General features: G+C 41.1%; 15 protein-coding genes. 9 read left to right on the forward strand and 6 right to left on the reverse strand.

The features are described 5' to 3' along the window. Nucleotides 1-197: 197 nt before the first annotated feature. From DIU38_RS02435 to DIU38_RS02455, 5 genes are all read left to right on the forward strand, one after another. On the forward strand, nucleotides 198-3,047 hold the full coding sequence (locus DIU38_RS02435; protein WP_112653825.1) for a TonB-dependent receptor: 2,850 nt from the start codon (nucleotides 198-200) through the stop codon (nucleotides 3,045-3,047). A 442-nt stretch (nucleotides 3,048-3,489) separates the two neighbouring features. Then, a complete protein-coding gene (locus DIU38_RS02440) occupies nucleotides 3,490-4,365 on the forward strand; it encodes an AraC family transcriptional regulator (RefSeq protein ID WP_112653824.1) in 876 nt (291 codons plus the stop codon). A 215-nt stretch (nucleotides 4,366-4,580) separates the two neighbouring features. Continuing rightward, a complete protein-coding gene (locus tag DIU38_RS02445; RefSeq protein WP_112653823.1) occupies nucleotides 4,581-5,132 on the forward strand; it encodes an RNA polymerase sigma factor in 552 nt (183 codons plus the stop codon). Further along, on the forward strand, nucleotides 5,113-5,385 hold the full coding sequence (locus DIU38_RS02450; RefSeq protein WP_112653822.1) for a hypothetical protein: 273 nt from the start codon (nucleotides 5,113-5,115) through the stop codon (nucleotides 5,383-5,385). The genes DIU38_RS02445 and DIU38_RS02450 overlap by 20 nt, the downstream gene beginning before the upstream one ends. Before the next feature lie 12 nt (nucleotides 5,386-5,397). After that, a complete protein-coding gene (locus DIU38_RS02455) occupies nucleotides 5,398-6,093 on the forward strand; it encodes an ATP-dependent Clp protease proteolytic subunit (RefSeq protein ID WP_112653821.1) in 696 nt (231 codons plus the stop codon). 55 nt (nucleotides 6,094-6,148) lie between these two features. Here DIU38_RS02455 and DIU38_RS02460 read toward each other — a convergent pair whose 3' ends face one another. The 5 genes from DIU38_RS02460 to DIU38_RS02480 form a co-directional block, all read right to left on the reverse strand. Next, nucleotides 6,149-7,021 carry a creatininase family protein gene (locus tag DIU38_RS02460; RefSeq protein WP_112653820.1) on the reverse strand — a complete coding sequence of 291 codons (873 nt, stop codon included), beginning with the start codon at nucleotides 7,019-7,021 and terminating at the stop codon, nucleotides 6,149-6,151. Nucleotides 7,022-7,127: 106 nt separating this feature from the next. Then, nucleotides 7,128-8,996 (reverse strand): tetratricopeptide repeat-containing sensor histidine kinase, encoded by a 1,869-nt coding sequence (locus DIU38_RS02465; RefSeq protein ID WP_112653819.1) that lies wholly within the window; start codon nucleotides 8,994-8,996, stop codon nucleotides 7,128-7,130. Between the two features lie 197 nt (nucleotides 8,997-9,193). Next, the gene (locus tag DIU38_RS02470; protein ID WP_090533328.1) at nucleotides 9,194-9,895 is read right to left on the reverse strand and encodes an NUDIX hydrolase; all 702 of its coding nucleotides are present in this window, start codon (nucleotides 9,893-9,895) and stop codon (nucleotides 9,194-9,196) included. 168 nt (nucleotides 9,896-10,063) lie between these two features. Then, nucleotides 10,064-10,486, reverse strand: coding sequence for a secondary thiamine-phosphate synthase enzyme YjbQ (locus DIU38_RS02475; protein ID WP_091170188.1), 423 nt, complete (start codon nucleotides 10,484-10,486; stop codon nucleotides 10,064-10,066). 103 nt (nucleotides 10,487-10,589) lie between these two features. Next, a complete protein-coding gene (locus DIU38_RS02480) occupies nucleotides 10,590-10,907 on the reverse strand; it encodes a hypothetical protein (protein WP_112653818.1) in 318 nt (105 codons plus the stop codon). A gap of 274 nt (nucleotides 10,908-11,181) precedes the next feature. Here DIU38_RS02480 and DIU38_RS02485 point away from each other — a divergent pair, with 274 nt between their 5' ends. Then, nucleotides 11,182-11,616: a hypothetical protein gene (locus DIU38_RS02485; RefSeq protein ID WP_112653817.1), complete on the forward strand. Its 435-nt coding sequence runs from the start codon at nucleotides 11,182-11,184 to the stop codon at nucleotides 11,614-11,616. Further along, nucleotides 11,606-12,022: a VOC family protein gene (locus DIU38_RS02490; protein ID WP_112653816.1), complete on the forward strand. Its 417-nt coding sequence runs from the start codon at nucleotides 11,606-11,608 to the stop codon at nucleotides 12,020-12,022. Before DIU38_RS02485 ends, DIU38_RS02490 begins: the two co-directional genes overlap by 11 nt. A gap of 2 nt (nucleotides 12,023-12,024) precedes the next feature. On the opposite strand, the gene DIU38_RS02495 is transcribed toward DIU38_RS02490, so the two are convergent. Beyond that, the gene (locus DIU38_RS02495) at nucleotides 12,025-12,420 is read right to left on the reverse strand and encodes a hypothetical protein (RefSeq protein WP_146750415.1); all 396 of its coding nucleotides are present in this window, start codon (nucleotides 12,418-12,420) and stop codon (nucleotides 12,025-12,027) included. Between the two features lie 142 nt (nucleotides 12,421-12,562). Between DIU38_RS02495 and DIU38_RS02500 the strand changes: the two genes are divergently transcribed. After that, nucleotides 12,563-13,501, forward strand: a complete 939-nt coding sequence (locus tag DIU38_RS02500) for a sugar phosphate isomerase/epimerase family protein (protein ID WP_112653814.1) — start codon at nucleotides 12,563-12,565, stop codon at nucleotides 13,499-13,501. Nucleotides 13,502-13,778: 277 nt separating this feature from the next. Then, nucleotides 13,779-14,024: a hypothetical protein gene (locus tag DIU38_RS02505; protein ID WP_112653813.1), complete on the forward strand. Its 246-nt coding sequence runs from the start codon at nucleotides 13,779-13,781 to the stop codon at nucleotides 14,022-14,024. Nucleotides 14,025-14,026: the final 2 nt, after the last annotated feature.

A 14,026-nucleotide genomic window follows, 5' to 3' on the forward strand; every position in this document is an offset into this window, starting at 1 on the left:
ATAATCGCCCGGGAGGCAAAAAACACCGATGAGCGCTTTGATCTGATCTTTAAAGGCTGCTAAAAGCTTTATACAGAGTAATTATCCGTTTTCATGGGCGAAAAGTGGTGCCCTGTCTATACATTAATAGTGCCTGTCCATTATGTTTTTTACACTACAAGCAATGCTATTGTTTTGTGGCTGTTAAACAGCACAAAATGAAAATCCTATACTCCTTTGCAGTAATAATTGCCTTAGCGCTTGTATTACCATTTAACGCAAATGCCGAAACCGGTCGTACGGTTAAAGGTGTCGTAAAAGACTCTACCGGTTACCTGGTTGCGGGTACGAGCGTAAAAATGCTTACCGGTACCGACAGCACTACCGTTATTACGGGTGCCGATGGTACCTTTACATTTAACAATGTGACAGTAAGCCAGTTTAGTTTAGTTTTTAGTTCGATAGGTTATGAACCACTCAGGCGCAGGTTTGTGTTGGCTAATGATAACAAGCCGGCTAATTTGCCGCCGGTTATCCTGAAAATAGGAACTACGATGTTAAAAACCGTAATTATTGCGGATGTGAACCCGGTAAAGCTTAAGGAAGATACTATTGAATTTAATGCCGATGCCTATAAGGTGCGCGATAATGCCCCTGTTGAAGATGTGATTAAAAAGCTGCCCGGCATGGATGTTGATAAAGATGGAAACATCACCGCCCAGGGCAAAAGCGTGACTAAAGTGCGTGTTAACGGCAAGGATTTTTTTGGAGGCGATGTTAAAACAGCCACTAAAAACCTACCTGCCGATATCGTACAAAATATCCAGATCATTGATGACTATGGCGATCAGGCAAATCTCACCGGTGTAAAAACCGGTGAACCGGATAAGGTACTGAACATTACCATTAAACAAAATAAAAACTATGGTTACTTTGGCCAGGCCAGCTTAGGAGGGGGCCGTGATGCCATTCCCGGTGTCTCAAGCGATAAGGAGAGCAACAGGTATGTGGCATCGGCCAATGTATTCAGCTTTAATGGCGACAGGCAATTGGCATTTTTAGGTAACCTGAATAATACCAATACCAACCTGTTCACCTTTGGCGGCGGTGGCCCGAGGGGTGGCGGCCCGGGTGGGCCTCCGGGAGGCAATAGCAGCTCATCGAACGGGATCACTACCGCACGTTCATTTGGGTTCAATTATCGCGATAGCTGGGGCAAGAAGATTACCGCTTATGGTAGTTACAGCTTTGCCGATAATTCGGTGAATACCATCAGCAGCACTATTCAAAATAACCTATCGTCAACCAACCCGAGTACAAATAATCAAACCAACAACCAGCAGGACGAAAAGCTGAACCACCGGGTAAATTTCAACATCGAATACAAGCCCGACACGGTGAATTATGTAAAGATTACCCCTACATACGCTTACGCCAGTACCAACACCAGTTCTGATGCAACCAGTTTGCTGCTCAGAAATTCGGAAACAGTATCAAACTACAGTCTTGCAAACCTTAGTAAATCAACAGAGCCCAACTATGGTGTTAATGTGTTGTTTAATCATAAATTCAACACTCACGGGCGTAACTTCAGTGTAAATGTGGGTGCAGGCAGCTATACCATTAACAAATATCAAAACCCGGTTTATACCTATATTGATGGCGCCCGTAATGCCCCTCTTAACCAGTTCATCAATACCGATAGCCGTACCGATAGCCTGGGGACTACTGTATCGTACATGGAACCGATAAGTAAAAAGGGCTACGTGGAATTGAACTATGCCTACCACTACGCCTATACCACTGCTGATAAAGCTACCGACACCCTGGCCGATGATGGAAATATAAACAGGTACGATTTGTTGAGCAATAACTATAATTCAACCTTCGTTACCAACCGGTTCGGGCTTAACTATCGTTTTATCGATAAAAAATACAACTACACTTTGGGCGTGGTAGCACAGCCTACGTTGTTGAAAGGATCGTCGATAGTTGATGGTACACCGTTTACAACCAATAACAATACCTTTAACTGGGCACCTACTGCAAGGTTCATTTATAACTTTTCGCGTAGCCAATCGCTTAGTTTAAATTATAACGGCAGCAGCAATCAGCCTACTTATACAGAATTGCAACCTGTTACAGATTTCAGCAATGCATCATACCCGGTACAGGGTAACCCCGGTCTGAAACCGGAGTTTAATAATACACTTTCGTTAAAATACAATAAGTTCAATTTTGAAAGCGGCAACGTATTTTTCAGTAACCTGTCGTTTATTAAAACTGATAATAAAATAGTAGCCAATACCATTACCTATCCTAAAACCTATACGCCCAACAGCAAACTGGCCGGAAGTATTTTAACCCAGTATTTGAATGCCGATGGCTATTACTCGGCACAAGGATTTTATGTGTTTGCTAAGCCATGGCAAAAAAGAAAATATAATCTGTTCATGATAGGTAACATTTCATACAATAACAACGTCTCATATATAAGTAATGTGGATTCCGCTACCTATAACATGACAACCGAGAAAAATATCGCCAAAAACCTGGTGTTATCTCAAGGCGCACGCTTTAGGGTAAGCATTACCGATGTTATTGATGCCGAAGCAAGTACTACTTATAGCGTTAATACCTCAAGCAACTCCATCAAACAGGCAAACGTTAACAGCAATTTCCAAACCCTTAACCTGGGCGTTAATGGCAAAAGCTATTTTAAAGACTGGACATTGAGTTATGATTATTCAAAAATGATCTATTACGGCTATACCGGTGCTACTAATCCTAATATATTGAACACCTATGTAGAACGCCGGTTTTTGAAGGGCAATGCAGGCACCCTGCGCTTTTCGGTCATGGATGTGTTTAACGAAAACACCGGTTATACAACCACTCAGAACGGCAGCTATATCACTCAAACCAACAGTAACCGTTTGGGGCGTTACTATCTGCTAACTTTTACGCTTAAGCTACAGAAATTTGCCGGCAAAAGACCAACTATGGAACGTGGCGGACCAGGTGGTCCACCTCCGGGCGGCGGTCCCGGCGGACCGCCACCGTTTTAATGAACGGCAAGGTTCATAAAATATTAAAAACCTTCCCATCCCTGAGAAAGATGGAGAGTTCAGATCAAAACATGATGATCTGAGATTTAGTTGATGTTATCATCAGATAACTACAGGGCGTTCCGGGGTGAGATACGGGACGCCCCTTTTTTTATTAATTATACGTTAATGAACTTATTAAGGTTTTGATTTTTCCGTTAAATTCACTTATTATTTAATCAATCTGTATATCAATCCAATAACCATGAGGTATTATTCTCGTTTTTATTATTATTTAATTAAGCTACACAAACCAAGATTAAACTTTTATGTATTGATTTACCCGGGCCGTTTTTGCGGGGCTTCGCAGCTCGAATATTTTGTTAATTTAGCTCCTTATAAAAAATAAGCTTTTTTTACAGTTTTTAACTACATTTAGCCCGTTGTTTGTAAATAAAACTGAATGAAGCCGCTTTTACTTAAAGTTTCTGCCGATCCTGCGCATTCCTTTAGCGTAAGGCATGATGTATCACCGGATATCAATAATCGCTGGCATTGCCATCCCGAACTGGAGTTGATTTATTTCATCAAAGGTGGCGGAACGCAGTTTATAGGCGATAGTATTAAGCAGTTTGAAGACGGCGATATGGTATTGGTTGGATCAAATTTGCCGCACTATTGGCGTTTTGACGACATGTACTTTAATAATGGCAGCGGGCAGGTGCCGGTTGATACAATCGTGGTACATTTTTGCGAAAACTTTTGGGGTGATCAGTTTCTTCAACTTCCTGAAAATAAGCTGATCAAGGTACTGCTTGAGCGCTCAAAACGCGGCTTACAAATAACCGGCGAAACAAAAAAAAAGGTGGCCGGCATTTTAGCTGACATGCTCAATACCGATGGCGCCGAAAGGATCATCATGTTGCTCAAAGCATTGAATACCATAGCGGGCAGTTCGCCGCTTAATTATTTAACTTCTATAGGTTTTAAGTACGATCATAATGAATCGGAAAGCGATAGGCTCAATAACATTTATGAGTACTCGGTACGTAATTTCCGTAAAAAGATCTACCTGGAAGAAATAGCCGATATAGCTGGCGTGAGCGCTAACTCTTTTTGCCGGTACTTTAAATCAAAAACCCGTAAAACCTACTCACAGTTTGTAATCGAGATAAAAGTAGGTTACGCTTGCAAGCTCCTGATTGAAAACAAGCTCAACATTAAACAGCTTTGTTACGATAGTGGGTTCAATAATTTCTCCACTTTTCACAAGCATTTTAAACAGGTAACAGGTAAAAGCCCACTCATGTACCAAAAGGAGTTTACGAAGAAAACATAATTTTTTGCTATCCCCGAGTGGTTTTAATTGTATTGAAAATAACTCGGGATGGGATGACCTTTAGAAAAAAGGCAGTTCATGACAGAACAGGAGTCCCTTCAATATCCTTTTCCATAAGGATGAAAATAATTCTATTATCCTATCCCGGGAATAATTTTTTAAATTCACGGTGATATATCTCTCGTTTTGCGCACTTATTATTAAACGCATTGATCATGGCACATGAGATAGTTTTTGATAAACCGGCCGCCCAAAGGGAACAACTCATTACGGAGCTTTACCAAAGCGCTTTCCCAACAGTGGCTAAATATATAAGCAAGATGGGCGGTTCCTTTGACGACGCAAAAGATATTTTTCAGGATGCCCTTGTTGTTTATTATGAAAAGGCGGTGAACAGTGATCTGTTCCTGCATAACGGTGAAAAGGCTTACCTGCTGGGTATTGCCAAAAATCTTTGGCTTAAAAAATTTAGGGATGACCGCCATAACCTGCCCCTGGATAATTGTACTAAAGATTTTGATGTTACAGATGAAACTGAAGATCAGCCGTCGGCAGTTAAACTAATGAGATACCTGGAAACGGCCGGTAAAAAATGCATGGAGTTGCTAAGTGCTTTTTATTATCATAAACTACCCATGAAGGAGCTTGCGGATTTGTTTGGTTACGCGGGCGAGCGGTCTGCTACTGTACAGAAGTATAAATGCATTGAAAAGGTAAGGGAAACAGTTAAAGAACAATCACTGGCTTATGAGGACTTCATTGAATGAGATCAAAGAAATTGACGATCATGTGCTTGGACAAACTGCGCCTGATGAGGCACTGCTGTTCGAGGCCAAACGGATCATCAATCCAAGCCTTAAGTATAAGGTGATGTGGCATAAACAAACTCTGGCCCTGGTGCAGCAATATGGCCGTAACAGCCTTAAGGCCGAAATTGAAACCGTACATCAAAAGCTATTCAGCTTGCCTGAGCATGCGGGTTTCAGGCAAAAGGTCATGCGTTTGTTCGGTAAACGCTAAACATCAAATTTTATGAATATCAATCAAAACGAGTTCCGCAAATATGCGGTGAGGCATCGCCGTGTCCAAAGTTTACATGTCGACAGGTTTATTTCGCAGGTAAATAACAGCCAATTAAGGATGGGTATGACGCCCTATATTATGGAAGAACGACAGCTCAATATCTCGCAAATGGATGTTTTTTCGAGGCTGATGATGGATAGGATTATTTTCCTGGGCACTGCGATAGATGAGCAGGTGGCTAATATCATCCAGGCGCAATTGCTGTTCCTGCAATCGGCCGATGCTAAAAAGGATATCCAGATCTATATCAATTCACCGGGCGGTTCTGTATACGCCGGACTGGGGATTTATGATACTATGCAGTTTATATCGCCCGATGTGGCTACTATCTGTACTGGTATGGCTGCCTCAATGGCTTCGACATTACTTTGCGCCGGTGCCAACGGCAAACGGGCTGCGTTGCCGCATTCACGCGTTATGCTGCACCAGCCATCAGGTGGAGCGCAGGGGCAGGAATCGGACATTGAAATTGCTGCCCGGCAGATTTCTAAAATGAAGAGAGAGCTGTACGAGATCACAGCCAAACACAGCGGGCAAAGCTACGACAGGGTTTATGAAGTATCCGACAGGGATTACTGGATGATAGCTAAAGAAGCGAAAGCTTTTGGGATGATAGACGAGGTTTTGGGAGCTAAGGAGGACTGATTAGCATATTGAAGACTTACGAAGTTTAAGTACTTCGTAAGTCTGGTTATTTAGATCACTTATTCAACGCATCTACCTTATCAAAAAACTCATTTTGCAATTTGATGGTACTGGTATCGGCCTTAATTGCTTTGAGCGCTTGTACAAAGCTGGCTATTTCATGCTCTGCTATAAATTTACCAAATTCGGGCGTAGCTTTAGCACCTTCACCGGCATAGTGGTTAGGGTAAGCGGCATACCACCATATAGGTGTATAAATATTGGCTAGGTTTAAACGGTGCTGATTATCGCCCGATTGCGATGCCGCTCTATCCATCTTCATCAGATCTGGGCGATAGTAAAGCATCGACGCGGTTTCACTTTCGCCGGCATGCTGATCACCTTCAATAGCTGATTTATGCATTTTGCGGTATTGATCTGTGTATTCCTTATCTGCACCATGCGGGTTATAAAAATATACTGCATAGTTGTGACGTTTGTTGAGCAGAGATTGCATAAAGAACTGGATAAACTCGGGATTGCCGCCATGTCCGTTCAGTATTACTATTTTATCAAACCCGTTTCGCGCAATTTCATCGCAGGTAGCTTCCAGTAAATCCCAGATCACTTTGCTTGGCAGGGCAAATGTTCCGGGCTGATGACGGGCCTCATTGATCTGTCCATAAAAATAATCGGGAAATACAACAGCATATTCCGACTTAACAGCATGGGCAGCCCACTCACGTACGTGGATCAGGTCGGTGCCTAAAGGGGAGTGGGGGCCGTGTTTTTCCAGGATCCCAATGGGCAGGATACAAGTTTTCGACGATTTTGCAAGCGCAGCGGGAAAATCTGAGGCAACAAGCTCGTCCCAGCGGGCAGGTATTTGCTGGGCAAAGGAATAAGCAGAAAGCAGTAGCGCTGCAAACAGTAATAAATAAGTTTTCATAAATTATAGGTTTAATAACAGGTTATAGCAAACTGTATTTGAACTGAAATTTACGAACTTAAAATATTGTTTTTCAACAGGTAATTTAAAAATTACAATGAATAGGTTAATGGATATTGGGCAATGAGTAGCAGAAAATAGCCCCTTTTTCCTTGTTGTTTTCAACCCAGATCCGGCCATTCATTTTTTCGGTAAAATCTTTACAGATCATGAGCGCTACGCCCGCGCCTTTTTCCTTTTCGTTACTGTACTGCATGTTGGCTTTAAAATTAAAGAGCGACTTCAGCTTATCGGGCGAAATACCTTTTCCCTCGTCCTGTAAACAAACAGTTACATCGTTGTTATCGCTTGATGCACCTATAGTAATGGTTGAATTATCTGGCGAAAACTTAATGGCGTTATGTATAAAATTGCGGTGGATAAACTGTACCAACTCTTTGTCGGCGTGAATAACAATGGCCGGGTCCACTTTGATTACGAACCTAAGCCCGCGGTCTTTACCCATTAAATAAAATGGTTGTATTGCCTCATCTATCAGGTCCTTTAAAGGCAGTGGAACAGCTTTGTAATTAAAGCCCGACAATTGCTGTTTGATCCATTGCAATATGTTTTCAAAAATCTCCAGCGAAATATTTGAAGAATGCTCCATGGTATCTACCAATTCCATCAATTCTTCCCGTGTAAAAGTATCGGCGTCTTTAAGTACTGTTGCCAGTGTTTTGAGTGCTCCTATTGGCTGCCTGAAATCATGCGCAAGAATAGATACCAGCCGGTTGTTGAATTCATGATCTATTTGCAGTTTTTCGTTTCGTAGCTGTACGGTGTGATTAAGCTCCTCCAATGTTTGGCCATGCTTTTTCTTCAGGTTGTAAAGGCGGTAAGTAAATATTACGGTAATGGCGGTTATCATAAATAAAACACCAAGTACAATCGCAAGCACCTGCCTGTTTTGGCTCCGGATGGTTATAGCTTCCAGTTCCTGGTCTTTCAGTGCATAATCAATATAATCAAAGCCTGTTGTATTGGTGTATTTCTCCTCGTCGTCATATAGTTTCAGCAATTTTGAACTGTAGCGCTGTACTTCGGGCAGATTATTTTGAGCAATATAAATATCATATAATTTTTTCCCGAAGATTTTTTCATAATAGTGATAGCCGCTTTTTTCGGCGATAGAAAGTCCCTGTTTGTAGTAATCAATAGCTTGGGGAACATTATTTTCGAGGTACAAGTCGCCAAGGTTCATGACTATATCAAGGCTCAGGTAATAAAGCTCCATGGCCAAACCATTATCTACTGCTTTTTGTAAAACCGCCACACCTTGTTCACGGTTATTGCTTTGAAGGTATAGCAATCCCTGTACCTGGTCTGCTTCAACGAGCATACGTTTATCTTTATACCTTGTGCCAATTTCGCGTGCTTTATCAAGGTAAATTTCAACCGAATCTTTGGGGATTTGCCCGGGGTATAAGAGCAGGTAATTGCACAGCACCAACGCCACGATAGAGTCGCGCTGCAGGGTTTTACCAATGTTTAATGCCCGCTTAAAAAAGTTTATCGCTTTTTTATCTTCCTTGTTCTCGTTAAACACAAGGCCAATATTCATTAACCCCTGTACAACGTTTGAGGTATCATTTAATTCTTTGTACAGGTTATAAGCCTCGTTATAATAGCGTAGTGAAAGTTGCAGATTGCCTTTAAGATCATAAACAATGCCTATAACATTTAGTGCATCGGCCTTTCCGGCCTTATAGCCAAGCCGTTCAGCTATAGTTCTGGCCTTTTTAGCATAATTGAAAGCACTGTCGATATTTTGCTCATACATAAGCATCCCCAGCCTGTTAAGCGTATTTACATACTGTATGCTATCATGAGTTAAGGGCAAGTCTTTTTTTAGTTTATTAACCTCCCTGAATTGGCCGAAACATTCAGATACAGCAAGCAACAGTAATACTAAAAGGCTTACGTTTTTTTTCATTAATTAATATTTGCAAAACGGGCTAACGGTTCATGATATAGCCTAAAGCTATTATACGGATAAAAAGATGTATGGTTGAAGAATGTTAAATAAAAAAGGCTCAGGTACAGTTAGTTTTAACTGTTATTCAAAAATATTAAACCTTCTGCAGGTAATACCGGCATAGCGGCTCAAATAAAAAATGATTCAAAGAACTGTTATAACGAATCGGGATTAGGAATAAAGTTCATAAATGCCTGAAACTTGGCATAATAGTTTTGCATGTTTAACTGGTAATAATAAGCACCGCGTTTTGAGCCTGCTTTATCCTTATCGGCCAGTTTAATGAGTAAACCGGTTGCCAGCACCCTTTTACTGAAATTGCGTTTATCAATAGTGGTATTAAACACGCTTTCGTAAAGAGTTTGCAATTGCGGGATGGTAAACTTGGTAGGCAAAAGCTCAAACAGGATAGGGTGCATAGCTGCTTTGTAGCGGATGCGTTTGCGGGCCTGCTCAACCATTTCCTGCTGGTCAAATATCAATTTAGGAGCACGTTTAAGCTGAAACCATTCGGCATGGTAATCATCACTGATCTGGGCTTCATATTTATGGATATCAACCAGTGCAAAGTATGCTACAGATACTGTACGCTCAATAGGGTCGCGCTGGGGTTGCCCAAAAGTATATAATTGTTCAAGGTACACGCCCTCCAAACCGGTTAGTTGCTTTAAAATACGGTTGGCACTTTGATCAAGACTTTCATCTGGCTGAACAAAGCCACCCATCAGGCTCCAGTTTCCCTTTTCGGGTTGAAAGCCTCTTTTTATCAATAGGATCTTTAAAACTTCGCCATCAAAGCCAAAAATGATACAATCAACAGCTAATAATAACCTTGTTTGCTTGGAGTACTTGAGCATTTATAAACAGTAATAATTTTATGGTAAAAACAAATATAGAATAACATTCGATATAAGCTTGCAAATTTGCTGTGTTACACCCGTTAAAAAAGCATTAATTTACAATTGTTAGTCAAATGTGTAAATTAATTGTGCTTTTTACAATAATAATTGACACTTATTCACTATTTATTCGCCCCATGCCGATATTACCAGCATGCGATTGCCGCCGTGGTTACGATGCTCGCACAAATAAATTCCCTGCCACATTCCTAAAGCCAGTCTTCCATTGCGGATAGGAATAGTTACAGAACTGCCCAGCATCGCAGCTTTCAGGTGGGCAGGCATATCATCAGGACCTTCATCATCGTGTAAATAATCCGGGTCATTTTCGGGTACGGTTTTACTGAAATACATTTCAAAATCCTGCCTTACGGTTGGGTCGGCATTTTCATTAATGGTTAATGATGCCGAAGTATGTTGGATAAATACCTGGCAAATGCCGGTTTTTAACTCGTGTATTTGAGGTAGGGCATTAATTACTTCGGCCGTGATGAGATGAAAACCTCTTTTGCGCTCCCTAAGCTGAAGGATTTGCTGAAATATTTTCATAAACAGTTTGCTTTATAACAGTGTTGCAAACATATCTATAAAGATTGTTCCGTTTTGTTTTGAATGGCGTGCCAATTAAAAATTGTTTGCAGGTTTACATTACTTATGCAGCAATGGCCGGATTAAGATCATCGCTTTGAACTGCGAACAAGCGATCAATGAAAGCTTTTATCTTTTCGATGAAACTTTTCCTGACCGGTTTTTCAACCATTTGAATTTGATTATCGTCCGGAAGCTTTGGAGTATCGGCGTCCTGCATTTCCTCCAAAACAATTTCACGGATCTCAGGGTCACGGTTTACGATCTCATCCAATTCGGTGAGCTCGTTAAAGGTGGCTATACCGTTTTTTTGCCGCTTAATAAGTATTTCAAAACGGTCCTGGTTGAAAGTACGCCTTTCCAGTTGCTTGCCGTGTCTCATGATATATACAGTAATCTTTATTAAGAAGTCAAATTAAGTGCCATGTATTTATAATATTGATATTCAATTAATTGCTATTGTTTTTAATGTAATAATGTGCATCGTTATGATACATTTATTGTTCGTTTTCGTGCATGGGTATCTATTATTTAAATAGGTTTTGATGAGCAGTATTGGTACTTTTAACGTAAATATCTATTAGTTATGAATTGGTGGCCATATGAAAAATTTTCCATTATAAGTCTCGCTCAACCCCGAAGAGGTAAGATTAAGATTGACAGAACAAGTAAGCCCTGCTTTCACAGGAAGTTTCTTTGAACAATTAACCAACAGGTATCCCACTCCTTTTAAAGGGTATGTAAATATTAGTGAGTTTAAAATTGAACCCGTAGTTGTTGGTAGGAATTCGTTTATACCTTTGATAAAGGGGCGCGTGGAGTTTGCGGAAACGGGAAGTTGTCTTTATATAACCATGGCTATGCACCAGGAAATAGAATATATTATCATTGGAATGGCTGCTTTTTTAATGGTCGCGGGTTTTGGCGGTTGGATACATTCTTCAATGTCTGATAGGTTTGATCCCTTATCAATAACTCCATTTGGTATGTTGGTATTCATTTATCTTATTATGATATATGGCTTCAACTCGGAAAGTAATAGCTGTAAATCTTTTTTATTAGAATTATTAGAAGGAGATTATGAGCGATAGCACTACCACAAAACAAATACAGGGCATAGCCCCCTTGCTTCAGGTTTTTGATATGCCCGTGGCCTTAGGATTTTACCGCGATGTGCTGGGTTTTGAAATAGTGCAGGCATCGGGCGAAGGAGATGATGTTGATTGGGTTTTATTGAAACTTAATGGTATAGAACTAATGCTCAACACCGCGTACGAAAAGCCAGGCCGCCCTTTCGAGCCCGATGAACAGCGTGTTTCTGCCCATGCCGATACTTCACTTTATTTCGGCCACCCCGACATTGATATGCTATATAGCTATTTATTAAGTAAGGGCATGCACCTTAAACAACCTCAAATTACAGGTTATGGCTGGAAAGCCATTTATCTGCTTGATCCGAATGGATATCTGTTGTGCTTCCACTGGCCTGTACCATAATATTATAACCGCTCATAGTGAGATTCCGGCCCATCTGCTGCAAGGGGCACTGTTCCGTAAAAAGTGAGTATTTTACCATCTATCTTAAAAAAGGTAATGCTATTGGCTGAGGTATCTTTGTCGAACATGATCTGCTCATGTGCATTATCATATCTGCGGGTAAGGTAATTGCCGCTGTTTATCAGGGTGTCTTTTTTAAATCGTTTGTAGGTACTGGCAGTAAAAACAATAATGTTGCCGTTGCCTGTCTTTATCGAATTGGGATCTTTGGGAGGCTCACAGTAACAACTGGTGCCGCGGTACTCCCACCTGCCAATCAACTGATTATTATTAGGGGTATCGTCTTTTTTACAGCCTGACAAAATAGCGAGTATGCCAAATAAAAACAGCTTTTTCATACCATAAGGTTTATAATACTTTACGTTAATATCAGGCAAAACGCTACAAATTAACTTTGTTAGTAACACTTTCAATACACAATTTGCAGGCATCAATTAATTGATAACTTTGGTGTAAACCAATGTATTTCCTATAAAATTTATGAAGCAGCATAACTTATCAAGGCGCAGGTTTATTGGCAGCAGCGCACTTGCCGCAGCGGGGCTTTTAGCATTTTCAAAATCATCATTCGCCGGCGTGGTTTCAGGCCGGACTGATAAACCCAACTCGCTTATCAACGGCGTACAAATAGGCGTTATCACCTACTCATTCAGGAGCATGCCGGGCACAATTGAAGATTTACTGAGATACTGTATCGATTGTAATATTAACGCCATTGAACTGATGGGCGATGCCGCCGAAATGTATGCCGGTGCCCCTAAACATGAAGCTGGCGAAGACTGGGCTGCATTTGGGAAAAAGATGGCCGAATGGCGCGTCTCCGCGCCAATGGATAAATTTAAGGAGATCAGGAAGATGTACCATGATGCCGGTGTCAATATTTATGCCTGGAAACCCAATGCCCTCGGTACTAAAAACAGCGATGCCGAAATTGATTATGCCTTTAATGCAGGGAAAGCTTTGGGTGTAAATCATGTAACTGTTGAGTTGCCTGATGAGGTTCAAACCAAACGCCTTGGTGATATAGCCGCCAAACATAAAATGATGGTTGGCTACCATGCCCACACCCAGGCCACGCCAACCCTTTGGGACGCGGCCCTGGCCCAGTCAAAGCATAACGGAATTAATTTGGATATCGGCCATTATGTGGCAGGTACCAGCAGCAGCCCCGTTCCCTTTATTGAAAAATATCATGACCGTATAACCAGTATGCACATCAAAGACCGCAAGTTTCATGACGGTCCCAATCAGCCCTGGGGGCAGGGAGATACCCCGATAAAAGAAGTGCTGCAACTGCTTAAAAATAACCATTATAAATTCCCGGCCACTATTGAGCTGGAGTACAAGATACCTGAAGGATCAGATGCGGTAAAGGAGGTGAAAATTTGCAGGCAGTTTGCTGCTGATGCACTGGCATAAAGTATTGTATTAGTTTATCCGTGATTTGTAAATTTATATTTATTTGAATATAGATATGGATAACTCATGTAAACTAAAGTTGGAATGGATTCCTGCCGCCTATAGCAGAATAACAGACCATAGTTTTAACGATACATCGGCTGATAAGCTTAAACAAACGCAACCTGTAAACGGGATTTATCAAAGCGGCAAAGGCTTTACAAAGCACAAGATTTACCGGCGGAAACCATAAAAAGTTGCTTTGCTGATGTTCGGGGTAATAGTCTATCTTTATCAAATGGAATCTAAAATATTTTCATACAAGGCAGATGGTATTATACTTACCCCGGTTGACGATCAATTAAGTATCAGCCCAGTGTTTGATCGCAAAGAATTGCTGAGCAAACTGAAGGACCTTTTTCACCATGATGACTATAAAGTTGATGACCGTACCCTCGATTATAAAATTAAGGATGGTCAGCTTTACATTGAAGGCGTAGTAACGAAACACATCCCGGCAAAATCGATAGGATTTATGGGCTGAAA

The organism is Mucilaginibacter metallidurans, assembly GCF_003286435.2.
Classification (GTDB): Bacteria; Bacteroidota; Bacteroidia; order Sphingobacteriales; family Sphingobacteriaceae; genus Mucilaginibacter; species Mucilaginibacter gossypii.